Origin of the sequence: Salmonella sp. SAL04214, assembly GCF_046550615.1 — a bacterium.
GTDB lineage: Bacteria > Pseudomonadota > Gammaproteobacteria > Enterobacterales > Enterobacteriaceae > Salmonella > Salmonella enterica.
Genome location: NZ_JBGDXT010000002.1, coordinates 489,922 through 511,960 on the forward strand (window position 1 = coordinate 489,922; position 22,039 = coordinate 511,960).

25 protein-coding genes are annotated in these 22,039 nt (G+C 51.8%); 22 read left to right on the plus strand and 3 right to left on the minus strand.

Annotated features, from left to right (window positions below):
• Positions 1–19 precede the first annotated feature (19 nt).
• Together yjbE and pgi are read right to left on the minus strand one after the other, a co-directional pair.
• Positions 20–262 (minus strand): exopolysaccharide production protein YjbE, encoded by a 243-nt coding sequence (gene yjbE / locus ACLJQD_RS05485; protein WP_001541297.1) that lies wholly within the window; start codon positions 260–262, stop codon positions 20–22.
• Positions 263–705: 443 nt separating this feature from the next.
• Positions 706–2,355, minus strand: coding sequence for a glucose-6-phosphate isomerase (pgi, locus tag ACLJQD_RS05490; RefSeq protein WP_000790025.1), 1,650 nt, complete (start codon positions 2,353–2,355; stop codon positions 706–708).
• Between the two features lie 388 nt (positions 2,356–2,743).
• On the opposite strand from pgi, the gene lysC reads away from it, so the two are divergent.
• Positions 2,744–4,093 (plus strand): lysine-sensitive aspartokinase 3, encoded by a 1,350-nt coding sequence (gene lysC, locus ACLJQD_RS05495; protein WP_000136392.1) that lies wholly within the window; start codon positions 2,744–2,746, stop codon positions 4,091–4,093.
• Positions 4,094–4,227: 134 nt separating this feature from the next.
• Here lysC and ACLJQD_RS05500 read toward each other — a convergent pair whose 3' ends face one another.
• Positions 4,228–4,575 (minus strand): Mor transcription activator family protein, encoded by a 348-nt coding sequence (locus ACLJQD_RS05500; protein ID WP_001651225.1) that lies wholly within the window; start codon positions 4,573–4,575, stop codon positions 4,228–4,230.
• A 576-nt stretch (positions 4,576–5,151) separates the two neighbouring features.
• Here ACLJQD_RS05500 and ACLJQD_RS05505 point away from each other — a divergent pair.
• The 21 genes from ACLJQD_RS05505 (at position 5,152) to ACLJQD_RS05605 (ending at position 22,034) form a co-directional block, all read left to right on the plus strand.
• Complete coding sequence (locus ACLJQD_RS05505) at positions 5,152–5,439, plus strand: putative holin (RefSeq protein ID WP_001226440.1); 288 nt, start codon at positions 5,152–5,154, stop codon at positions 5,437–5,439.
• A gap of 2 nt (positions 5,440–5,441) precedes the next feature.
• On the plus strand, positions 5,442–6,047 hold the full coding sequence (locus ACLJQD_RS05510) for a lytic transglycosylase domain-containing protein (RefSeq protein ID WP_017441257.1): 606 nt from the start codon (positions 5,442–5,444) through the stop codon (positions 6,045–6,047).
• 12 nt (positions 6,048–6,059) lie between these two features.
• Positions 6,060–6,374, plus strand: a complete 315-nt coding sequence (locus ACLJQD_RS05515) for a membrane protein (RefSeq protein ID WP_000777266.1) — start codon at positions 6,060–6,062, stop codon at positions 6,372–6,374.
• A 159-nt stretch (positions 6,375–6,533) separates the two neighbouring features.
• Positions 6,534–6,989 (plus strand): Gp37 family protein, encoded by a 456-nt coding sequence (locus ACLJQD_RS05520; RefSeq protein ID WP_017441258.1) that lies wholly within the window; start codon positions 6,534–6,536, stop codon positions 6,987–6,989.
• Positions 6,986–7,183 carry a hypothetical protein gene (locus ACLJQD_RS05525; protein WP_000875313.1) on the plus strand — a complete coding sequence of 66 codons (198 nt, stop codon included), beginning with the start codon at positions 6,986–6,988 and terminating at the stop codon, positions 7,181–7,183. The genes ACLJQD_RS05520 and ACLJQD_RS05525 overlap by 4 nt, the downstream gene beginning before the upstream one ends.
• Complete coding sequence (locus tag ACLJQD_RS05530) at positions 7,173–8,600, plus strand: phage tail sheath family protein (RefSeq protein ID WP_017441259.1); 1,428 nt, start codon at positions 7,173–7,175, stop codon at positions 8,598–8,600. The genes ACLJQD_RS05525 and ACLJQD_RS05530 overlap by 11 nt, the downstream gene beginning before the upstream one ends.
• The gene (locus ACLJQD_RS05535) at positions 8,600–9,124 is read left to right on the plus strand and encodes a phage major tail tube protein (RefSeq protein ID WP_017441260.1); all 525 of its coding nucleotides are present in this window, start codon (positions 8,600–8,602) and stop codon (positions 9,122–9,124) included. The genes ACLJQD_RS05530 and ACLJQD_RS05535 overlap by 1 nt, the downstream gene beginning before the upstream one ends.
• A gap of 51 nt (positions 9,125–9,175) precedes the next feature.
• Entirely contained in the window at positions 9,176–9,493 is a 318-nt protein-coding gene (locus ACLJQD_RS05540) for a phage tail assembly protein (RefSeq protein WP_001003641.1), read from the plus strand.
• Positions 9,453–9,581: a GpE family phage tail protein gene (locus ACLJQD_RS05545; RefSeq protein WP_001185654.1), complete on the plus strand. Its 129-nt coding sequence runs from the start codon at positions 9,453–9,455 to the stop codon at positions 9,579–9,581. Before ACLJQD_RS05540 ends, ACLJQD_RS05545 begins: the two co-directional genes overlap by 41 nt.
• Before the next feature lie 96 nt (positions 9,582–9,677).
• Entirely contained in the window at positions 9,678–12,032 is a 2,355-nt protein-coding gene (locus ACLJQD_RS05550) for a phage tail tape measure protein (protein ID WP_017441261.1), read from the plus strand.
• On the plus strand, positions 12,032–12,985 hold the full coding sequence (locus tag ACLJQD_RS05555; protein ID WP_017441262.1) for a phage tail protein: 954 nt from the start codon (positions 12,032–12,034) through the stop codon (positions 12,983–12,985). Before ACLJQD_RS05550 ends, ACLJQD_RS05555 begins: the two co-directional genes overlap by 1 nt.
• Positions 12,985–13,194 carry a tail protein X gene (locus tag ACLJQD_RS05560; RefSeq protein WP_001269716.1) on the plus strand — a complete coding sequence of 70 codons (210 nt, stop codon included), beginning with the start codon at positions 12,985–12,987 and terminating at the stop codon, positions 13,192–13,194. The genes ACLJQD_RS05555 and ACLJQD_RS05560 overlap by 1 nt, the downstream gene beginning before the upstream one ends.
• The gene (locus tag ACLJQD_RS05565) at positions 13,182–14,225 is read left to right on the plus strand and encodes a phage late control D family protein (RefSeq protein ID WP_017441263.1); all 1,044 of its coding nucleotides are present in this window, start codon (positions 13,182–13,184) and stop codon (positions 14,223–14,225) included. The genes ACLJQD_RS05560 and ACLJQD_RS05565 overlap by 13 nt, the downstream gene beginning before the upstream one ends.
• A 9-nt stretch (positions 14,226–14,234) precedes the next feature.
• The gene (locus tag ACLJQD_RS05570; protein ID WP_000679395.1) at positions 14,235–14,957 is read left to right on the plus strand and encodes a phage baseplate assembly protein V; all 723 of its coding nucleotides are present in this window, start codon (positions 14,235–14,237) and stop codon (positions 14,955–14,957) included.
• Positions 14,958–15,283: 326 nt separating this feature from the next.
• A complete protein-coding gene (locus ACLJQD_RS05575) occupies positions 15,284–15,646 on the plus strand; it encodes a GtrA family protein (RefSeq protein ID WP_000593184.1) in 363 nt (120 codons plus the stop codon).
• Entirely contained in the window at positions 15,643–16,572 is a 930-nt protein-coding gene (locus ACLJQD_RS05580) for a glycosyltransferase family 2 protein (RefSeq protein ID WP_000703634.1), read from the plus strand. Before ACLJQD_RS05575 ends, ACLJQD_RS05580 begins: the two co-directional genes overlap by 4 nt.
• A complete protein-coding gene (locus ACLJQD_RS05585) occupies positions 16,572–18,119 on the plus strand; it encodes a DUF6056 family protein (protein ID WP_017441264.1) in 1,548 nt (515 codons plus the stop codon). The genes ACLJQD_RS05580 and ACLJQD_RS05585 overlap by 1 nt, the downstream gene beginning before the upstream one ends.
• A gap of 163 nt (positions 18,120–18,282) precedes the next feature.
• Positions 18,283–18,642: a GPW/gp25 family protein gene (locus ACLJQD_RS05590; RefSeq protein ID WP_001093501.1), complete on the plus strand. Its 360-nt coding sequence runs from the start codon at positions 18,283–18,285 to the stop codon at positions 18,640–18,642.
• A complete protein-coding gene (locus ACLJQD_RS05595; protein ID WP_017441265.1) occupies positions 18,633–19,748 on the plus strand; it encodes a baseplate J/gp47 family protein in 1,116 nt (371 codons plus the stop codon). Before ACLJQD_RS05590 ends, ACLJQD_RS05595 begins: the two co-directional genes overlap by 10 nt.
• Entirely contained in the window at positions 19,741–20,373 is a 633-nt protein-coding gene (locus ACLJQD_RS05600; RefSeq protein ID WP_000359502.1) for a phage tail protein I, read from the plus strand. The genes ACLJQD_RS05595 and ACLJQD_RS05600 overlap by 8 nt, the downstream gene beginning before the upstream one ends.
• A gap of 2 nt (positions 20,374–20,375) precedes the next feature.
• On the plus strand, positions 20,376–22,034 hold the full coding sequence (locus tag ACLJQD_RS05605; RefSeq protein ID WP_017441266.1) for a phage tail protein: 1,659 nt from the start codon (positions 20,376–20,378) through the stop codon (positions 22,032–22,034).
• Positions 22,035–22,039 lie beyond the last annotated feature (5 nt).

Here is a 22,039-nt window from a genome sequence, read left to right on the forward strand (position 1 = left end):
ATGGTTAAACGTACCGATACTACTGGGTACTGGTGGTCGTGGTGGTCGTGGTTCCGGTATTAGAACCATCGCCGCCGCCGGTTGCCGCTAACGCGACGCCCACCGCCGAACTTACGGTGCTAACGCTGGTAGCGGAGGAGCTTCCCGCCGATACCGACGTCGCTGCCGACCCTGCCGCTTCACCCACCTGAACGGGGGCTGCCGAGACAGATGTCGCCGCAAGCGCGGTTATGGCAAAAATGCCATACAGTACTTTTTTCATCATAATTTCCCTTCATTGAATGAATGGAGATTTACCCAAAAGAATTTCGGGCGCTACCGAGTATACACAACCAAAGCAGGCGGATTATGTCCGGGAGAAATAACAGCGAGGTTTTAGGATAATTAAACTTTAAAGAAGTAACGCCTACATTATTTAATTAACAAACAAATAAAATCAATAAGTTAAAATTAAACTAAAAGACATCAGCATCCGTATAATCTGAAAATAACGCAGAGTGATTTTCTGGTTATTGCTTATTTTAGGATTAAGCTCAATATAAAATTGTGGGGATAAAGACGGACAAGCGGAATTATCTTATAAAAAAAGCCGATGTGAATATCGGCCTTTTTATTATCTTATTCTCTTTTTGCCGGATGGCGGCGAAACGACTTATCCGGCCTACAGACGCTATGCATTACGTAGACCGGATAAGCGCAGCGCCATCAGGCGCGCCAGGCTTTATAACGGTTAATCAGACCGTTGGTAGAGCTATCATGGGACGAAATAGCTTTATCATCGCCCAGCTCCGGCAGAATACGGTTAGCCAACTGTTTACCCAACTCAACGCCCCACTGGTCGAAAGTAAAGATGTTCAGGATGACGCCCTGCGTAAAGATTTTATGCTCATACAGCGCAATCAGCGCGCCCAGGCTGAACGGCGTAATTTCACGCAGCAGGATAGAGTTGGTCGGGCGGTTGCCTTCAAACACTTTGAATGGCACAACGTGTTCAAGCTGCGCCGGATCTTTACCCTGATCGCGATATTCCTGCTCAACCACCTCGCGGGATTTACCAAACGCCAGCGCTTCGGTCTGCGCGAAGAAGTTAGACAGCAGCTTCTGATGATGATCGGATAGCGGGTTATGGGTGATAGCCGGGGCGATAAAGTCACACGGCACCATTTTAGTACCCTGGTGAATCAATTGATAAAACGCGTGCTGACCGTTGGTGCCTGGTTCGCCCCAGATAATTGGGCCTGTCTGGTAATCCACGGCGTTGCCGTTACGGTCAACGTATTTACCGTTGGATTCCATGTTACCCTGCTGGAAGTAGGCGGCGAAACGGTGCATATACTGGTCATACGGCAGAATGGCTTCGGTTTCCGCGCCGAAGAAATTGTTGTACCAGATGCCAATCAACGCCAGCAGAATGGGTAGGTTTTTCTCCGCCGGAGTGGTGGAGAAATGCTTGTCCATCGCGTGCGCGCCGGAAAGCAGCTCGACAAAGTTGTCGAAACCGACGGACAGAATAATGGACAGGCCGATGGCAGACCACAGCGAGTAACGACCGCCGACCCAGTCCCAGAACTCGAACATATTGGCCGTGTCGATACCAAATTCGCCGACCGCTTTGGCGTTGGTGGAGAGCGCAGCAAAGTGTTTCGCCACGTGTTTTTCATCGCCTGCACTTTTCAGGAACCAGTCGCGCGCGCTGTGGGCGTTGGTCATGGTTTCCTGGGTGGTGAAAGTTTTAGAAGCGACCAGGAACAGTGTGGTTTCAGGGTTCACTTTCTTCAGCACTTCAGCGATGTGGGTGCCATCGACGTTAGAGACGAAGTGCATGTTCAGATGGTTTTTATACGGACGCAGCGCTTCGGTCACCATGAACGGGCCGAGGTCGGAACCGCCGATACCGATGTTCACCACGTCGGTGATGGCCTTACCGGTGTAGCCTTTCCACTGACCGGAGATAATCGCTTGCGAGAAAGTTTTCATCTTCTCAAGCACGGCGTTCACTTCCGGCATCACATCTTTGCCGTCCACGATGATCGGCGTATTGCTACGGTTACGCAGCGCCACGTGCAGCACGGCGCGGTCTTCGGTGCGGTTGATCTTCTCGCCGGAGAACATGGATTTAATCGCGCCGGCCAGATCGGTCTCTTTCGCCAGATCCTGTAATTTTGCCAGCGTCTCTTCGGTGATGCGGTTTTTGGAGAAATCCACCAGCATCAGATCGTCAAACGTCGCGGAAAATTTAGCGAAACGGTCGCTATCGTTCGCGAAAAGCTCAGCGATCGTAACGTCTTTCATTTCATCGTAGTGTTTCTGGAGCGCCTGCCAGGCAGAAGTCTGCGTTGGATTGATGTTTTTCATTAGCAATACTCTTCTGATTTGAGAATTGTGACTGGGATCGATTGTAACGCCAGTCACAGAAAAGTGTGATTGTTTTAGTGCCGTTGCCCCAGGCACTGTCGAATGAGGATAAAAAGTATATACCCTAAATAATTCGAGGTGCAGAAAGGCGGCAAGTGGGTGAGTCGCCGGGCGCATAGATAAGCCAACATTCCTACAAACGGGTATCGGGGTTATAAGCGCTGTTACTGAGCCTAAACTCAGCATAAAAAATCCGCATAATCCCAACGTTGACAGTCCAGGCCACAACTTTTATTTATAAATACGTTACTTGCATTTGCGCCTGCACCGGTTTCTGTTCTGCCCTTGTGCCATGGTCGCGTTTTTCATTTCCTGACACGAGGTTGATATGACAGAGATCGTTGTTTCCAAATTTGGCGGTACCAGCGTCGCTGATTTTGACGCCATGAACCGTAGCGCGGATATCGTACTTTCCGACGCCAATGTTCGTTTAGTCGTGCTTTCCGCGTCTGCCGGCATCACTAATCTGCTGGTGGCGCTGGCCGAAGGGATGGAGCCCGGCGAACGTTTCGCTACGCTCGACGCCATCCGTAAAATCCAGTTCGATATCCTTGATCGTCTGCGTCATCCGAATGTCATTCGCGAAGAGATTGAACGCCTGCTGGAAAACATCACTATTCTGGCGGAGGCGGCATCGCTGGCGACATCGGCAGCCCTGACCGATGAACTGGTCAGCCACGGCGAGCTGATGTCTACCCTGCTATTTGTTGAGATCCTGCGTGAACGCGACGTACAGGCCCACTGGTTCGACGTGCGCAAAGTGATGCGTACCAGCGATCGCTTTGGCCGTGCGGAACCGGACGTTGCAGCGCTTGCGGAACTGGCCGCGCAGCAGTTGCTCCCGCGCCTGAACGAAACGTTGGTCATTACTCAGGGCTTTATCGGCAGTGAAAGCAAAGGCCGCACCACGACGTTAGGCCGCGGCGGCAGCGACTATACGGCAGCGTTGCTGGCTGAAGCGCTCCATGCCGCGCGAGTTGATATCTGGACAGATGTGCCCGGTATTTACACCACCGACCCGCGCGTAGTGCCCGTCGCGCAGCGAATTGATGAAATCGACTTTGAAGAAGCGGCGGAGATGGCAACCTTCGGCGCAAAAGTACTGCATCCAGCCACCTTACTCCCGGCCGTGCGTAGTGATATCCCGGTCTTCGTTGGATCCAGTAAAGATCCGCAAGCGGGCGGTACGCTGGTGTGCAATAAAACCCAAAACCCGCCGCTGTTCCGCGCGCTGGCGCTGCGCCGCAATCAAACGCTATTGACGCTGCACAGCCTGAATATGCTGCACTCACGAGGTTTCCTGGCAGAGGTGTTCGGCATTCTGGCGCGGCATAATATTTCGGTAGATCTGATTACCACTTCGGAGGTGAGCGTCGCGCTGACGCTGGATACTACCGGCTCCACCTCCACGGGCGATACGTTACTGACCCAATCCTTATTGATGGAGCTTTCCGCGTTGTGTCGGGTCGAAGTCGAAGAAGGACTGGCGCTGGTCGCGCTGATTGGCAACAACCTGTCAAAAGCCTGCGGTGTTGGTAAAGAAGTGTTTGGCGTCCTGGAACCGTTCAACATTCGCATGATTTGTTACGGCGCCTCCAGCCACAATCTGTGCTTCCTCGTGCCGGGAGACGATGCCGAGAAAGTGGTGCAAAAGCTACATCAGAACTTATTTGAATAATCGCCCTGACACGGCAGCGGGTGAGCGCTATCAGGCAATACGCTGCCGGATGGCGACGCAAGCGCCTTATCCGGCCTGTCGCAGCTACCGGCGTATAGCGCTTTTCGCTCGCTATACGCCATACCCGATATCGCTTACAGCATACGCCGCTGGTGCTGTTTTTCCGTGTGGACCCGCTTAACGATTTTATAGATCCACTGCAGTGTCAAATTGTACTTTTTGGCCAGCTCCGCATAATTACGCCCATCGCACTCGCTGTAAATCTGATAATCCCGTTCCGAAGCCCGACCAGAGATACCTTTGGGGAAATAAATGCTTTGCCCGCCCCAGTTGCGCATCATTCTGTCAGCAATTTCCTGACCGGCATTTTCGGCTGACGCGCTATCAATATTCATGCTTTCAATAAGTACCTGCGACGCATGAAACGCCAGATCGTTAATAATCTCCGGAAGCCGAACCATTTCTTTTGATTTCTGAATCATATTTTATCTCCATATCCAGCACCATGCTCCCCGTGACGGCACCAAAAAGGGAAGCGTAAAAAACGGTGCAATAACTACCTAACAATATATTCAAAATATATATAAATATTTACTATCAACGACATTTAATTATAAATTAAAAGAATGTATATATCGTTTTCAATTTATAATATGTATTTATTTTATAGGTGAAGTAAGCCTTCACTGATGTCATCATTTTACACAATACTGTATGCACATACAGTTAATTTTTTGCATTTTTTTCTGCGTTCGATCAAAAAGATCGCTTTCCTCACGATCGCGTGAATTTTTAAAGTGACTTTAAAAATCAATAAGATAATTTTAATCAAAGATTATTATGACGCAGCAATACCGCCATCGTAGCCTGCCACAGACACATACTGACTCTCCGCAGGCAGCCTCTACCCCCTGCCCCGAAAGCTTTATTTATTCGTTTATTTGTTGGCATTTGACACCATGCGCTAAACATTTTTTAAAGTTATTTATTAAAGCCCTTTTCGTTCTTCCGCTATGGGGAAAAGCGATACTTTTCTCTCAATTATCAGGAGATAGAGTATGCGAAAAATTATTGTTCCCCGACTTTCCGGCTGGCTGATGGCCTCTGTCGTACTGTTTGCGCTTATCGGCTGGACATCATCAGCGCAAATTCCGGTCGTTATCTATAAACTCAGCCTGGTTTCGTTATCAGCGGTGCTGGGTTACTGGCTCGACCGCAGTCTTTTCCCCTGGGCGCGTCCCGACTCCTTTTGCCCCTGGGAAGAATCGCTGTGCTGCGCCGCTGCGATGATTCGTCGCGCGATCATCGTTGCGGCAATTTGCCTTGCCGTCGCGCTGGGGCTGTAACGATGCGTTATCAATACGTATGCCTGGTCTGCGCTATGACTTTCTTGCCTGCCGATGCTGCCGAACCGCCGCGCGCTTCTCTGCAATGGCGCAACGAAGTGATTCGTACCGCGCGCGAAATCTGGGGGCTTAACGCCCCCGTTGCTGATTTTGCCGGGCAACTACATCAGGAATCCGGCTGGGCGCCTGACGTGCTTTCTCCGGCTGGCGCGCAGGGTATGGCGCAATTTATGCCCGCAACGGCAAAATGGGTAAGCCAGTTGTACCCAGCGCTTCGCGAGAACAAGCCGTTTAATCCCGCCTGGGCGATACGCGCGCTGGTACAGTATGACCGCCAGTTGTGGAAAAGCGTGTTAGCAAAAAATAGCTGCCAGCGAATGGCTTTCACTCTGAGCGCCTATAACGGCGGGCAAGGCTGGGTTAACAGAGATAAAAAGCTGGCCGCCGCAAAGGGGTTAGATGCGTCCATCTGGTTTGAACATGTAGAACGCGTTAACGCCGGGCGCAGTGCCGCAAACTGGCGCGAGAATCGTCACTATTCCAAAGCGATTTTATATCAACACGCTTCCCGTTATTTGCAATGGGGGCAGGCTAGCTGCATTCATTAATCAGAGGGAGTAATGAAACTCAGTATCGATTTTTGGGAAGTCATCTCCCTCTTACTTTCGTTTGTTGGATTAATGTTTGCCGCCGGTAAATTGCTGCTGGCGCAAATTGAAAAACGGCTGAATGAACGTTTTGAAGCACTGGAAGCTGCCCGGCGCGAATCAGAAGCGGGCTGGTCCAGGCTGGAGAGAGAATTTCTGGAATTTCGCGCCGATTTACCGCTGCATTATGTCCGCCGCGAGGATTATCTTCGCGGCCAGGCCGTTCTGGAAGCAAAACTGGATGCGCTATATAGCAAAATAGAACTGATTCAACGAGGTAACCATTAAACAAATCCCCGTCGTTTATACGCCGGGGATTTTTTATTTGTTTTAACTTTTTTCTCTAAAGGAGATTAAAAGACGCCTGATGCCTGATACATCAAAATATGTCTGAACGATAACGAAGAGAGAATATTATCTCTCCCGGTAAATCAAGGAAAACCGTATATGGAAACATTATCTGTTATACATACCGTGGCGAATAGATTACGTGAATTAAACCCTGATATGGATATACATATTTCATCAACCGATGCGAAAGTATATATCCCAACAGGACAGCAGGTAACGGTATTAATTCACTACTGCGGTTCGGTTTTTACCGCCCCAGAAAATACGGATGCCACGGTACAAAAACAACTAATCCGGATTTCCGCCACCGTTATTGTTCCGCAAATAAGTGACGCGATAAACGCGCTGGATCGTCTACGTCGTTCGTTGGGGGGCATTGAACTTCCAGACTGCGATCGTCCGCTCTGGCTGGAAAGCGAAAAATATATCGGCGACGCCGCAAATTTCTGCCGTTACGCCCTGGACATGACCGCCGGCACCCTGTTTATCGCGGAACAGGAAAGCAAGGATTTACCCCTGCTTACAGTCGTTAATTATGAGGAAATTCAATGAAATATATCTACAGTGGCCCGGCAAGCGGCGTCACGCTCGCCGACGGTCAGGAAGTCTTACTGTGGCCCAATAGCGAAATCTCGCTACCGGAAGATAACGAGTGGGTAATCACCATGATTGCCCGCCGTCACCTGGCGCCAGTGGTTACGCAAGAAGTAGAAACTAATGAAGAGGAAATTGTCCATGGCAGCTAATTACCTGCACGGTGTAGAGACCATTGAGATCGAAACCGGTCCACGTCCGGTTAAGGCGGTTAAATCTGCGGTTATTGGTCTGATCGGCACCGCGCCATGCGGCCCGGTTAACCAGCCAACGCTGTGCCTTTCTGAAAGCGACGCGGCGCAGTTTGGCCCAGGCCTGGCAAATTTCACCATCCCGCAGGCGCTGAAGGCGATCTACGATCACGGCGCGGGGACGGTCGTGGTGATTAACGTGCTGAATCCGGCGGTACACAAAAGTACCATTCCCAGTGAAACCGTGAAGGTTGATGACAACGGTCAGATTCAACTCAAGCACGGGGCCGTGCAAACGATGAACATTGGCCGCAGCACGAACGCCGGAAACGCTTATATCAAAGGCACCGATTACACCATTGATATGCTGACCGGTAAAATCACCTGCATGGGGACCAACCTGAAACCCGGCGTTCAGGCCTATGTAAATTATACTTACGCGGACCCCACCAAAGTGACTGCCGCCGATATTGTTGGCGCGGTAAACACTGCGGGTGACCGTACCGGTATGAAGCTGTTACAGGACACCTGGAACCAGTTTGGTTTTTACGCAAAGATCCTGATTGCGCCGGTCTTTTGTACGCAAAACTCGGTCGCCGTTAAGCTTATCGCTCAGGCAGAAGCGCTGGGAGCCATTACCTACATTGATGCGCCCATCGGCACGACTTTCCAGCAGGTTCTGGCAGGGCGCGGTCCGCAGGGGGCGATTAACTTCAATACCAGTTCCGATCGCGCGCGTCTGTGCTATCCGCATGTCAAAGTTTACGACAGCGCGACGGACAGCGAAGTCCTGGAGCCGCTCTCCTCCCGCGCCGCTGGCCTGCGTGCTAAAGTGGATCTGGAAAAAGGCTTCTGGTGGAGCAACTCCAATCAGGAAATTCAGGGCATTACCGGCGTAGAGCGCTCGCTGTCAGCGATGATCGACGATCCGCAAAGCGAGGTGAATCAACTGAACGAAAACGGCATCACCACCGTCTTCAACAGCTATGGCTCCGGTTTGCGCCTGTGGGGCAACCGTACCGCTGCCTGGCCGACGGTTACTCATATGCGTAACTTTGAGAACGTGCGCCGTACTGGTGATGTGATTAACGAATCCATTCGCTATTTCAGCCAGCAGTATATGGATATGCCGATAAACCAAGCGCTGATCGACGCGCTGACCGAATCGGTGAACACCTGGGGTCGCAAGCTGATTGCCGACGGCGCGTTGTTGGGCTTTGAATGCTGGTACGACCCGGCGCGTAACGAACAGACTGAACTGGCAGCCGGGCATCTGTTGCTGAGCTATAAATTCACCCCGCCGCCGCCGCTGGAACGTCTGACGTTTGAAACCGAAATTACCTCTGAATATTTAGTTTCTCTGGAGAGCAATCGCTAATGGCTGGAAAAATTCAAATTAACCGTATTACCAACGCCAATATTTATCTTGATGGTAATAATCTTTTAGGTCGCGCGAGTGAAATTAAACTGCCTGATATCAGCATGATTATGCAGGAGCATAAAGCGCTGGGGATGGTCGGTAAAATTGAGCTGCCTGCCGGTTTTGACAAACTGGAGGGCGAAATTAAATGGAACTCGTTTTACCACGACGTCATGCGTAAAACGGCAAACCCGTGGCAGGCGGTGGCATTGCAGTGCCGCTCCAGCATCGATTGTTATAACTCGCAGGGTAAAGCGGATCAGTTAGCGCTGGTGACGCATATGACCGTAATGTTTAAAAAGAACCCGCTGGGAACGTTTAAACAGAATGAAAACCCGGAATTTAGCAGCGCCTTCGGCTGCACTTATATTAAACAGGTGGTTGACGGTGAAACGCTTCTTGAACTGGATTATCTGGCGAATATTTTCCGCGTAAATGACGCGGATCAATTAAATGCCTACCGCAATAATATTGGTGGTTAATTACTTCGGGGCTACGGCCCCGAATTTAACACGACGAATAAGGACTACACCATGAACGAAAAATATACCCTGCAATTCCCGTTTACCTCCGCCGCCGGGGAACGTATCGACGTTCTGCAATTACGTCGCCTGAAGGTAAAAGATATGCGCGCCGCGCGACGCGCCAGCGATAAACCGGAAGAGTGGGATGAGCCGCTGATGGCGGCTATGACCGGGCTGGTAACAGAAGATCTGGCGGAAATGGATCTGCTGGACTATCAGGCATTGCAGAAACGATTTCAGGCCATGCTTAGCATGGCTACAGAACCCACAGCAGTTGTGGCAGGCAATGGCGCTGCTGGCGAGGTGGTTTCGCTTTCCGCCCAGTGAAATTGACGCGCTGTCGGTTGACGATTTTACCTGCTGGCTGGATGAAGCCAGCGCGCAAATTAAACACGAATACGACTCGCAGGCTTAATGCCTGCGGGTTTCCTGACCCAAGCCCGGTTCACTCCTTCCCTGTTCTTTTTTCGGCAAGCAGCCTGTTACCGGGCAACTTATACGAGACACTATTTTGGCCAACGACATTATTACTCAGCTTCAGGCGCGTAATGAGACGTTGACGCAGGCAATAGCCCGTTACGGCTCACTCAACGCCAGCACGCTGCACACGCTCAGCTTTGAGCAAACAAAAATCTCCCGGCTTACGCAACAGCTCGCTAACTCTGCCCTTCGCCGGGAAGAGAACGATAAACAGCGCGTCGGGTTGCTGGAAAAAACACAAACGTTCGCCGGACAGTTCGGCAAGCTCCTGAACGTTGACACTCCCGACTGGAAGCTGCCTTACGAATTTCAGGGCAACATGGTCGATATGGCGGCGAAAGGCGGCATGGATAACACCGCGCGGGACGCCCTGAGCCTGAATATCCGCGACTGGAGCCTTGATTTCAATCAGGAGCAAAAAGATCTGCAAAGCGCCGCCGCCACGATGATCGAAGGCGGCGTCAGCGCATTGCAGGATCTTAGCCGCTACATGCCCGATATCGCCAAAGCCGCGACCGCCTCCCGCGACAGCGCGCAAAGCTGGGCGCAGGCGGCTCTGGCCACTCGCGACAAACTGAACATCGCCCCTGACGACTTCCGTTTTGCGCAAAATATGCTGTACAGCGTGGCAAAAAGCGGCGGCGGCTCCGTTGCAGAACAAACCCAGTGGATTAACGCCTTTGCCGGAAAAACCGACGCTCAGGGGAAAGAAGGCATTGCGGAACTGACCGCAACGATGCAAATCGCCATGAAAAACGCCCCTGACGCAAGCGTGGCGGCAGCGAATTTCGACCATTTCCTGAAATCCGCCTTCTCGAAAGAGACGGACAGTTGGTTTGCCCGTCAGGGCGTGGATCTTCAGGGATCGCTGCTGGAGCATCAGCAAAACGGGATCGGCGTGACGGAAGCGATGGCCCACATCGTGCAGATGCAACTGGAGAAAATGAACCCGCAGATCCTCGACACCTTCAGGCAAACCATGAAGATTGAGGATCTTTCCGCGCGCGGCAACGCGCTACAGGCCATGACGGAGAAATTTAACCTCGGCGCGATGTTCGGCGATGCGCAAACGCGGGATTTTCTCGCCCCGATGCTGGCGAATATGGACGAATATCGCCAGCTAAAAGCCTCCGCAATGCAGGCGGCGGAGCAACATTTTATCGATGATGACTTCGCCGCGAAAATGACATCGCCCGGAGAACAGACCAAAGCGTTACAACTTTCACTTAACGATCTGTGGCTGACCGTCGGCCTGGCGCTGATGCCCGCCATTGGCGAACTGGCGCAAAGCATCACGCCGCTGGTGCGGCAGTTCAGCGCCTGGCTGCGGGAAAATCCGGCTCTGGTGCAAGGGGTCGCTAAAGTCGTTGGCGTTATCTGGCTGTTCAACGGGGCGCTGAATATTCTCAGGCTGGGAGCAAACCTCATTGCGTCGCCGTTTATTCGCCTGATCGATATCTTCCTGAAGGTCAAAGCCGGTCTGGCGCTGGGCGGCGGCAGTCGCGCGCTATCGGTTCTGAAATCGTTTGGCAACGGTGCGAAAAGCCTGACGATGCTGCTGGGAAACGGCCTGATAAAAGGGCTACGGCTGGTCGGCCAGACGTTTATCTGGCTGGGTCGGGCGCTGCTGATGAACCCTGTCGGTCTGACTATCATCGCTATCGCAGGCGCCGCCTATTTACTTTATCGCTACTGGGAACCGATTTCCGGTTTCTTTGCCGGAGTCTGGGAGCGCATCAAAACCGCCTTTGACGGAGGCGTTGCCGGCGTCACGCGTTTGATTCTCGACTGGTCGCCGCTGGGGCTGTTTTACCGCGCCTTCGCCAGCGTACTGGACTGGTTTGGCATTGAACTCCCCGCCAGCTTCAGCGAATTTGGCGGCAATATTCTCGATAGCCTGATCAACGGCATTCTGAACGCGCTTCCTTTCCTGAACGGGGCGATTGAGAAGATAAAAGCGCTGATCCCCGACTGGGCGAAAAGCGCGCTGGGCATCAGCGCTGAAATGCCGTCTGTCGCCGCCGCCGTCCCCGGTATTGCCGGAACAATGGTCGCGCAACAGGCCAGCGCGCCGCTGGCATCGGGAGCGAAAGCGGTGACAACCTCGGCCAAAACGATGACCTCGCCGCAGCCTATGAAGACGAAAAGCGCCGCCACGCCGCCGACGCCAGCTGCGCTTCCCGGCAAATCCGGCGGGAAACCTTATACGCTGCCCTCCCGCGCGCAAAGCAACGTGCAGGTACACTTTTCCCCGCAGGTTACCGTGCAGGGAAGCGGCGCGAATGCCGCCAAAGATATCAACAACGTGCTGTCGCTGAGCAAACGCGAGCTGGAGAGAATGATTAACGATGTCATGGCGCAACAACGGCGCCGGGAGTACGCATAATGTATGCCGTATTAGGCGAAATAGAATTTGACGTCGTCGCTTACTGGGACGAATTTGAAAGCACGATGGGCGTGGATTATACCAGCCATGCCCGTATTGAAGGGAAACCGGGCGTGCAATTTATCGGCGATAAGCTGGACAAAATCACCCTGAAATTCAACTTTCATAGTCAGTATTGCCAGCCGACCACCGAGCTGAACCGTCTGCGGGAAGCGATGACCGCGCACCAGGCGATGGCGCTGGTGTTCGGCAATGGCGATTATCGCGGCTGGTTCGTGATTACCGATCTGACCGCTACCCACCAACACACCGATCCTTACGGTAACGTCATTGCCCAGGGCGGCACTCTGTCGCTACAGGAGTACACCGGCGATCCGAAGAGCCCGTTGCTGCCTCCGGCCATCACCACCCAGGAACCGAACATTGACGAGATGTTGGATGAGCTTCCCGACGTTAGCGATTCCTGGTTTGATGAACTGCTGAGCGCCGTTGAAGAGGGTATGCGTGAAGCCAAAGAGATGATGGATGAGGTGGCCGACGCCATTGATGACATCAAAAAAACGATCGCCCAGGCGAAAGAGCTGGTGAAGGAAGCCAAAGCGCTGAAAGAAAAATGCGGCGATATCGTCGATTCGCTGAAAAAAACCATTCGTTCGATAGACGCGCTGTTCCAGCAGCCGCTGGATTTGCAAACGCTGGCCGGGCTGCCGAAAGCGCTGGCGGCAAAAATGCAGGAACTGGTCGACAGCCTGCCGGGGATCCGCGAATGCGCGGGCGATGCCGGCACGCTTATTGAACACGCCGAATCGCTGTTTGACGCTATCACCAGCAGCGTCGCGGAAGCGACTTACGACAGCGCCGCGACGCTGGTCAATCAGGCGCGCGGCGCGCTGCAAACAAGCGCGCCCGACGTGAGCCAGCTTGCCGCCGCCGATATTACGAGGAGTCTGTAATGCGCTACCTTGAACATGTCACCACCGACGGCGAACGCTGGGATAATCTCGCCTGGCGCTATTACGGCGATGCGCTGGCCTACGAACGCATCATCGCGGCCAATCCGCACGTCGCTATTATGCCGGTTTTACCGTCAGGCGTGCGGCTGATCATCCCGGTTATCAGCGTCACGCAAACGACCCCGGAGCTACCGCCATGGCTGAGATAACGGTATCCGGCGGGGTGTTCGCCACCCTGACGCCTATTTTTACCCTTTGGTACGGACATAAAGAGATCACTTACGACATCGCGCCTTATGTCACCAGCATCAGTTACAGCGACAGCATTAAAAACGAGTCGGATGTTATTGCCATTGCGCTGGAAGATAGCGCCGGGCGCTGGGTAAACGAATGGTATCCGGGAAAAGGCGACACGCTGGCGCTGCGCCTGGGCTACCAGGGTGAAGATCTGCTCGATTGCGGAACCTATATCATTGATAAAATTGATATCAGCGCGCCACCTTCGACGGTCAATATCGACGGTATCGCCACCTCGGTCAGCAAAGCGCTACGCACCAAAAACAGCCAGGGCTTTGAGGAGACGACGCTTTCCGCCATCGCCAGTCGCATCGCGCAAAAACACGGTTTAACACTGGCGGGCAAGATTGCGCCGCTGACGATTGATCGGGTCACGCAATATGCCGAAACCGATGTGGCGTTTCTCAAACGGCTGGCGAGTGAATATGGCTATACCGTGAAAGTGACGGCGACGGAGCTGATCTTTTCGCATCTGCCGACGCTGCGCTGTCTGGCGCCGGTGAAGACGCTCAGGCGGACGGATATTTCGCACTACACGTTCAAAGATACCATCAACCGGATCTACAAAAACGCCACCGTGCAGCATCAAAATAGCAAGCAAAAAGAACTGGTTATCTACACCCATGACAGCCAGGAAAAAGCCCCGGCGCGCGGTGCGGCGACCAGCGCCGATACCCTGAAGATCAACAGTCGCGCCCCAGATGCCGGCGCGGCGCAGGCTAAAGCCAATGCCGCGCTGGACAGCCACAACGAATACCAGCAAACCGGCACGCTCAGCTTGATGGGCTGCCCGCAGTTGACGGCGGGCAACAAGATAGAACTGAGCGATTTTGGCGTACTTTCCGGGCAGTGGCTGATTGATAAATCCATGCACAAACTCACGCGCAGCGGCGGCTACACTACCGAAATCGACATTTCACGCGGACCGGCAACCAGCCAGTAAGGAGGCAATATGAAAGGCGTTACCCGCCAGACGGGCATTATCAGCGATATTGATGAGGCGGTCGTGCGCGTCAGAGTCACTCTACCAGAGTGCGATAACCTGCGCAGTAACTGGCTTGCGGTGCTGCAACGCAACACGCAGGACAACAAAGATTACTGGTTGCCGGATATTGGCGAACAGGTGGAAGTTTTGCTCGACGACAACGGCGAGGATGGGGTGGTGCTGGGCGCGGTCTACTCCAGCGTGGATACCGCGCCGCTGGCCTCGCGCGACAAACGCTACGTGCAGTTTTCCGACGGCGCGGCCTTTGAATATGACCGTGCGTTACACCAGCTCACCGTCAACGGCGGCATAGAAAAAATCGTCATTGAAGTGAAGGAACGTACGCAGCTTACTTCGCCGCAAGTGGAGGTCAGGGCGCAGCACGTCACGGTGATATCAGAAACCGTAGACGTGGCGGCCACCTCCGTGGGCGTCAAGGCGGTAGATGTCAACGTGGAAGCGTCCCATACGGGCATTAAAGCGCTGAATGTCACCGTCGATGCGCCGCTCAGCACCTTTACCGGTGACGTTACCGTGATGAAAAAACTCACCTGGCTTGGCGGTATGGCCGGTAGCGGCGGCGTCGGAAACAGCGCGGTTATCACGGGCAACGTGAATGTCCTCGGCAACGTTAACGCCAGCGGTTCAGTGATGGACAGCGGCGGCAACTCCAACCACCACTCTCACTAACCTGCAAATTGCTGCTGGATGGTGGCTTCGCCTTATCCAGCCTGCAAAAGGTGCATAAACACCGGCCCGGTAAGCGCAGAAGCGCCACCGGGCAAATTGCTGGAGGATATTTATTTCAGCGCAACGTGATTAAGCCCTTTTCCCGCGCTATTTCCGATGAAAATGTAATCACTTTGCACTGCAAATATTGCATATATGTATATTGGAAAACTAACGCTATTTTTTACTTTAACTTCGCCCTGCTTACATAAAATCTGCTGTTCAGGAATGATCCTCTCAGTTTTGTCTGGTAGACTTCGCTGAATTACAACTTCTTGATTGCTATAATGATAAAATTATTTATAAAGTACGTTTCGATAGGCGTACTTAATACTGCTTTGCACTGGGCTATCTTTGCCCTTTGCGTCTATGGATTTCAAACAAGTCAGGCTTTGGCAAACGTAACGGGCTTTGCTGTCGCTGTCAGTTTTAGTTTTTTCGCTAACGCCCGGTTTACCTTTGGAGCCAGCGTATCAACCGGACGTTATTTGCTGTACGTCGGTTTTATGGGCGTGCTGAGCGCTGTCGTGGGATGGACAGGCGACAAGTGTGCTATGCCTCCCATTTTTACGCTCATTGTATTTTCCGCAATTAGCCTTATTTGCGGATTTTTATATTCCAGATTCATTGTTTTCAGGAATGAGAAATGAAAATTTCATTAGTGGTTCCCGTCTTTAATGAAGAGGACGCGATCCCTATTTTCTATAAAACGGTCAGAGAATACAGTTCACTTAAACCTTATAACGTTGAGATTATCTTCGTTAATGATGGGAGTCACGATGCGACTGAATCAATCATCAGCGCATTAGCTGTTGCCGATCCTCTTGTTGTTCCGATCTCATTTACCCGCAATTTTGGTAAAGAACCTGCACTTTTTGCCGGATTGGATTACGCGACCGGAGATGTGGTGATCCCTATCGATGTTGATTTACAAGATCCCATCGAAGTAATCCCACATTTGATCAATAAATGGCAGGCTGGTGCAGAAATGGTGCTAGCTAAACGTATCGATCGTTCAACGGATGGCCACCTGAAGCGTAAAAGCGCTGAGTGGTTCTACAGGCTGCATAACAAAATCAGTACGCCAAAGATTGAAGAGAATGTCGGTGATTTTCGATTGATGTCGCGCGAGATTGTAGAAAATATCAAGCTATTACCAGAACGTAACCTTTTCATGAAAGGTATACTTTCATGGGTTGGAGGTCAAACAGATGTTGTCGAATATGCCCGTGCTGAACGTGTCGCAGGTAGCTCAAAATTTAATGGCTGGAAACTCTGGAACCTGGCGCTGGAGGGGATTACAAGTTTTTCTACTTTCCCTTTGCGTATCTGGACGTATATAGGAGTGAGCGTTTCTGCCCTCTCCCTGATATATGCCATGTGGATGATCATTGATAAATTGATGTGGGGAAACCCTGTTCCTGGTTATCCTTCGCTTATGACCGCGATTCTCTTCTTAGGCGGCATCCAGCTTATCGGCATAGGCATCATGGGTGAATATATCGGACGCGTTTACACGGAGGTGAAGCAAAGACCCCGCTATATCGTGAAAAACAAAAAAACAATGATGGAATAATGATTACTATGCTCAAGATATTACCGAAAACGGCGATGATACTACTGGCTTTTTTGGCCATTTTTCTTATTGAATGGTATACCCCCATTCACTCTGATGATTACCGCTATTACCTTTTAGGAATTTCGCCGGAATCACATTTTCATCATTATATGACATGGAGTGGCAGGATTATAGCTGATTACACCAGCGCACTCATCCTGTATACACGTTCTCAACTCGTGTATTCCATCAGCGCTGCCGTTTCGACACTGGTATTTTGTTATTTCATTGTGAAGACACCCTCAGGTACATTACGCTGGAATAAATCCGACTACTTATTATTCCCACTAATATTCTTCACTTACTGGATTTCGAACCCGAATTTGGGTCAAACCACTTTCTGGATCGTTGGTGCTGCGAATTATTTGTGGACGAATCTGTTCGTTGTTGCATGGCTGTTCTTCTTTTACACCATAACAATAAAAAACAGTAAAGCGATCAGCCCGTGGGTTGCATTACTAAGCTTTATGGCAGGCTGTTCCAATGAAAGCGTCTCACCTTTCGTCTCGCTTATTTCTGTTCTGGCCATTGCATACGAGTTATGGCAAAACAAATCTGTTTCGCGCAATAAGATAGTTTATAGTTTCTGTGCAATCGCAGGTTCATGCGTATTGATACTTTCTCCGGGCAATTTCATCCGCGCCAGCGGCAAAGAATTCTGGTATGGAAGGCCGATTTTTGAACGTATTTTCATTCACTTAACAGAACGCGTTCATAACCATCTGGCGCTGATCTGGATAGCTTATGTTGTTTTGTTATTGCTGGTCTTACTGGTCATATTCAATAAGCAGATTCGCGCCAAAATTGATAAAACGTCCCTTATCTGCGCTGCGTTAGTCGTATGTATAGGTATTGGCACTTCCTTAATCATGTTCGCGTCGCCGTCCTACCCCGATCGGGTTATGAACGGTACGTTTATGTTTTTCCTTTTAGCTATCTCCTTCATCGCTTACGCCCTGTTGAAAAGTGGCGTTAAGGCTGGAGTCGTAGGCGTAACTGCCGTGACTGTCCTCTGTGGTATCGTATTCCTTTGGTCCTATTCATTGATGCTTAACGGTTATAAAAAAACGGCCGGACAGGAAATCGTAAGACAAAAAATCATTACTAAAGAAATAGCGGCAGGTAAGCAGGAGTTTATCATCCCTGACTATTATTTCGTCAAATTGCAAAATAGCGGTGGTCATTTTGGTTTATTCCATGATCCTGCTGTTTACGGCGAGTATTATCATGTACAAGCTATTTTCAAAAAGAAAGTCAATTTTGATTATTCTGTAATCGCTAATGGAGCGAAGCACAGCCTTTCCAATGAAACGACGGCTTATAGCAACACCCGCGGGGATTTCGCTATTATCAGCCGGGAGCAGCTAACGGGTTCGATCACACTCTCGGTTAATGGACGGCAGAAAACGATTCCAGTTGAAAAAATGAAGCACGCAGAAATCAATGATGAATTCTGGTACTACGCTTCTGTAGGCAAAGGTGAAATTACAGCAATTTCATTTTAACTTTACGTAAAACGCGATCTTCGCCATTTAACAAAATGTGCATCAACACAGGCCCGGTAAGCGCAGAAGCGCCGCCGGGCAAAACACATTCTGACCCCGCCATCAATTATTTCCTTAAAGCGCTTTAATATCTCTCCCCCCGCCGGAAGGCGAAAATAGCCTCATGAACACGAAAACACGACCCTCGACCCTGCACTGGCAACCTGCCTTGCAACGTCCTGAAGAATACGTCTGCGGGCTGGATGATATTCATCAGGCAATACACATCATTCTGCGCACGCCGCGCGGCAGCGATCCCCACAGGCCGCTTTTTGGCAGCAATCTGTGGCGCTACATCGATTACCCGATCGAGCGGGCCATTCCGCACGTTGTTCGCGAATCGGTGGAAGCGATTCGCATGTGGGAACCCCGCTGCCGGTTGCTGAAGGTGACGCCGACGATTGACGGCGAACACCTGACGTTACGCGTGCAATGGCGCGCCGCAGACGGCGTAATCAACTCAACGGAGGTGTTATGGCGATAGCCGAACCCGACTTTATTGACCGCGATCCCGCGCAAATCACCAGCGAGATGATTGCGCAATATGAAGAAGCCAGCGGTAAAAAACTCTACCCGGCACAGGCTGAGCGGCTGCTCATTGACCTGTTTGCTTATCGTGAAAACCTTGTCCGCATCGCCATCCAGGAGGCGGCGAAGCAAAACCTGGTCGCGTATTCCCGCGCGCCGATGCTGGATTATTTAGGCGAACTGGTCGGCGTTCACCGTCTGCCGGCTCAGGCGGCGAAAACCACGCTACAGTTTTCCGTTACGACAGCGGCTAAAACCAACCTGGTGATTCCACAGGGTACCCGCGCCAGCGCGTCGGATAGCGTGATGTTCGCCACCGACGAAGATGTTCTGTTGCCTGCGGGCAGCCTGAGCATTGCGGTAACTGCAACCTGTGTAACGACCGGTGAATCCGGCAACAACTGGCAGCCTGCGCAAATCAGCGCGCTGGTGGACCGGGTAGGCAATTACGATCTCAGCGTCACCAACCTGACCGCATCGACAGGCGGCTGCGGCGAAGAAAACGACGATGCGCTGCGCGAGCGTATTCAACTGGCGCCGGAGAGTTTCAGCAACGCGGGCAGCTATGGCGCCTATCGCTTCCATACGCTCTCGGTCAGCCAGTCGATTATCGACGTGGCGGTGCTGGGGCCGGATGAAGGGCTGGCGGAAGGCTGCGTGGAACTCTATCCGCTGACCCTGAACGGTTTGCCGGGGCCGGAGCTTCTTGCCCAGATCGAACGGGAGGTGAGCAAAGAGAAAAAGCGCCCGCTAACCGATAAGGTGAGCGCTAAATGTTCTCCGCGCGTGGCTTATCAGATCCGCGCCCGGCTAACGCTGTTTACCACCGCCGATCAGGAGACGACGCTTGCCGCCGCGCGTGAAGCGATTAATACATGGACGCGCTCGCGCCAGACCCGGCTGGGCCAGGACATTGTGCCAAACCAGATAATTAAAGTGCTGCAGGTTGATGGCGTTTACGACGTGGCGCTGGATATGCCCGCGAAAAAGGTATTGCAGGCACACGAATGGGCGGAATGCACGGCCATTGACGTGACGATTGCCGGGGTCAGCGATGGATAAACTGCTTCTGCCGCCGCCGCTGGCCAGCGACGAACGTTTTTCGATTCTGGCGAATATTGCCGCCGAACGCTTTGCGCAAATCGACCTGACGGCGTTGCTGGTCTATCTGGTGGATATCGTTGATGCCTCGGCACTGCCCTCGTTGGCCGGACAGTTTCATGTTCAGGGGCTGGAGGGCTGGCTATTTGCCGCCAATGAACAGGAGAAACGAGAGTTAATTAAACAGGCGATTGAACTGCATAAATATAAAGGAACTCCCTGGGCCGTTCGCCGCGTTCTGGAAATATTATCCTTACCCGGCACGATTTCCGAATGGTTTGAGTATGGCGGTAAGGCTTATTTTTTTAAGGTTGAAATTGAGCTAATTAACCAGGGCATGGATGAAAATCTGTTTAATAACCTGGTCGATCTTATTCATGAGTATAAGAACGTGCGCTCAAAGCTGGAAGCGTTAATTGTCTGGATAATTAACCAAAGCGCTATTCCTGTTATCGGCAGCGCGCTTTACGGTGGAGAAATAACGACCGTCTTACCCTTCCAGGTTCTGGAAGTTCAACAAACTAAACCGTTCTATTTCGGTACAGGGCAATGGAGCCTTGAAATTACATCTATTTACCCGGAGTAATTATGGATAATGAGTTTTATACCCTCCTGACCGACAGGGGAATGGCGAAAATCGCCAGCGCCCTTGCGGATAAGAAACAGATACATCTGCAAAAGATGGCGGTTGGCGACGGCGGTGGGCAATATTATGAGCCCACCGCCAGCCAGACCAAATTACGCCACGAAGTCTGGCGCGGCGAGATGAATACGCTGACCGTTGCGCCGAATAATCCTAACTGGCTGATTGCCGAGTTGGTGCTGCCGGAAGAGATTGGCGGCTGGTACGTGCGCGAAGTGGGCGTATTCGACGACGAGGGCGAGCTGATCGCGATCGGCAAATTCCCGGAATCCTACAAACCGCTGCTGCCGGGCGGTTGCGGCAAGCAGGTCTGTATCCGCCTGATTATGGAAGTCTCCAACACCACGGCGGTCACGCTGACCGTAGATCCGAGCATCGTGCTGGCGACGCGCGACTATGTGGATGTCCGGCTGGACGAGCATGAACATTCGACAAATCACCCGGATGCGACATTAACACAGAAAGGCTTTACGCAACTCAGTAACGCCACCGACAGCGATGACGAAACCAAAGCGGCTACGCCAAAGGCGGTAAAAGCGGCGATGGCGGAAGCGCGTAATCACACGCATACCTGGAACCAGATTACCGGCGTTCCGGACGGTACGCTGACGCAAAAGGGGATTGTTAAGCTTAACAGTGCGACGGACAGCACCAGCACAACGGAAGCGGCAACGCCGAGCGCGGTCAAGGCGGCGATGGATAAGGCGAATGCGGCAGCTCCGGCGAACCATACTCACGTCTGGAACCAGATTATCGGCGTCCCGGACGGCACGCTGACGCAAAAAGGGATTGTGAAGCTTAACAGCGCGACGGACAGCACCAGTACCACAGAAGCGGCAACGCCCAGTGCGGTAAAGGCGGCGATGGATAAGGCAAACGCGGCGGCCCCGGCCAGCCATACTCATACGCAGTTTTTTACCACAAATGGGACATTTACGGTTCCAGATGGAGTGACGACTCTATTTGTCGAAATAATGGGCGGCGGCGGCGGTGGGGCTGGCGGGTCTCAATCAATCAATTACGAGGCGCGTGGCGGTCACGCTGGAGAACAAATTGTCAGTATTGTTAATGTAGTTCCAGGCCAACAATTTCCCGTAAAAATTGGAGCTGGTGGGAGTGGGGGAGCATTTTGGTCAAATCCCCCGACGACATCAGTAGGAACAGTGACTGATCAAACGACTCTCTATAGAAAGAGTTTTGATGGCGGTAGCACCTCCTTCTCAGACATCACTGCGGCTGGGGGGATTGGAGGCGAAAGTATTTACCATGCTAGAAATATTCAACCTTATATTAAATTTGTTGATCATCCTATGCCATATGTCTCGCACGAAATGGTTTTATATGCAGAATTATACTATGGACACAGCGGTGAAGGCTCACTTTATGGAACCGGAGGGAAACCAGGAACAGTTATAACCGAATCATTAGCGAATGGAGGATATAAAGCAAATATGATACCTCCTACATCAGCGACAGGCTATGGTGCAGGAGGGGCTGGCGGCTCCTATCTTCCACCATTTAATTACCAAAATAGTGACTTAACAAATCTTGGAAATACCAGTGGCACAAAAGGCTCCTCCGGTTTCGTGAAAATTTCATGGTAAATTAA

Excerpts from the sequence above, each read along its gene's own strand:
- yjbE (WP_001541297.1), bottom strand. The coding sequence starts at position 262 with ATGAAAAAAGTACTGTATGGCATTTTTGCCATAACCGCGCTTGCGGCG.
- pgi (WP_000790025.1), bottom strand. The coding sequence starts at position 2,355 with ATGAAAAACATCAATCCAACGCAGACTTCTGCCTGGCAGGCGCTCCAG.
- lysC (WP_000136392.1), top strand. The coding sequence starts at position 2,744 with ATGACAGAGATCGTTGTTTCCAAATTTGGCGGTACCAGCGTCGCTGAT.
- ACLJQD_RS05500 (WP_001651225.1), bottom strand. The coding sequence starts at position 4,575 with ATGATTCAGAAATCAAAAGAAATGGTTCGGCTTCCGGAGATTATTAAC.
- ACLJQD_RS05505 (WP_001226440.1), top strand. The coding sequence starts at position 5,152 with ATGCGAAAAATTATTGTTCCCCGACTTTCCGGCTGGCTGATGGCCTCT.
- ACLJQD_RS05510 (WP_017441257.1), top strand. The coding sequence starts at position 5,442 with ATGCGTTATCAATACGTATGCCTGGTCTGCGCTATGACTTTCTTGCCT.
- ACLJQD_RS05515 (WP_000777266.1), top strand. The coding sequence starts at position 6,060 with ATGAAACTCAGTATCGATTTTTGGGAAGTCATCTCCCTCTTACTTTCG.
- ACLJQD_RS05520 (WP_017441258.1), top strand. The coding sequence starts at position 6,534 with ATGGAAACATTATCTGTTATACATACCGTGGCGAATAGATTACGTGAA.
- ACLJQD_RS05525 (WP_000875313.1), top strand. The coding sequence starts at position 6,986 with ATGAAATATATCTACAGTGGCCCGGCAAGCGGCGTCACGCTCGCCGAC.
- ACLJQD_RS05530 (WP_017441259.1), top strand. The coding sequence starts at position 7,173 with ATGGCAGCTAATTACCTGCACGGTGTAGAGACCATTGAGATCGAAACC.
- ACLJQD_RS05535 (WP_017441260.1), top strand. The coding sequence starts at position 8,600 with ATGGCTGGAAAAATTCAAATTAACCGTATTACCAACGCCAATATTTAT.
- ACLJQD_RS05540 (WP_001003641.1), top strand. The coding sequence starts at position 9,176 with ATGAACGAAAAATATACCCTGCAATTCCCGTTTACCTCCGCCGCCGGG.
- ACLJQD_RS05545 (WP_001185654.1), top strand. The coding sequence starts at position 9,453 with ATGGCGCTGCTGGCGAGGTGGTTTCGCTTTCCGCCCAGTGAAATTGAC.
- ACLJQD_RS05555 (WP_017441262.1), top strand. The coding sequence starts at position 12,032 with ATGTATGCCGTATTAGGCGAAATAGAATTTGACGTCGTCGCTTACTGG.
- ACLJQD_RS05560 (WP_001269716.1), top strand. The coding sequence starts at position 12,985 with ATGCGCTACCTTGAACATGTCACCACCGACGGCGAACGCTGGGATAAT.
- ACLJQD_RS05565 (WP_017441263.1), top strand. The coding sequence starts at position 13,182 with ATGGCTGAGATAACGGTATCCGGCGGGGTGTTCGCCACCCTGACGCCT.
- ACLJQD_RS05570 (WP_000679395.1), top strand. The coding sequence starts at position 14,235 with ATGAAAGGCGTTACCCGCCAGACGGGCATTATCAGCGATATTGATGAG.
- ACLJQD_RS05575 (WP_000593184.1), top strand. The coding sequence starts at position 15,284 with ATGATAAAATTATTTATAAAGTACGTTTCGATAGGCGTACTTAATACT.
- ACLJQD_RS05580 (WP_000703634.1), top strand. The coding sequence starts at position 15,643 with ATGAAAATTTCATTAGTGGTTCCCGTCTTTAATGAAGAGGACGCGATC.
- ACLJQD_RS05585 (WP_017441264.1), top strand. The coding sequence starts at position 16,572 with ATGATTACTATGCTCAAGATATTACCGAAAACGGCGATGATACTACTG.
- ACLJQD_RS05590 (WP_001093501.1), top strand. The coding sequence starts at position 18,283 with ATGAACACGAAAACACGACCCTCGACCCTGCACTGGCAACCTGCCTTG.
- ACLJQD_RS05595 (WP_017441265.1), top strand. The coding sequence starts at position 18,633 with ATGGCGATAGCCGAACCCGACTTTATTGACCGCGATCCCGCGCAAATC.
- ACLJQD_RS05600 (WP_000359502.1), top strand. The coding sequence starts at position 19,741 with ATGGATAAACTGCTTCTGCCGCCGCCGCTGGCCAGCGACGAACGTTTT.
- ACLJQD_RS05605 (WP_017441266.1), top strand. The coding sequence starts at position 20,376 with ATGGATAATGAGTTTTATACCCTCCTGACCGACAGGGGAATGGCGAAA.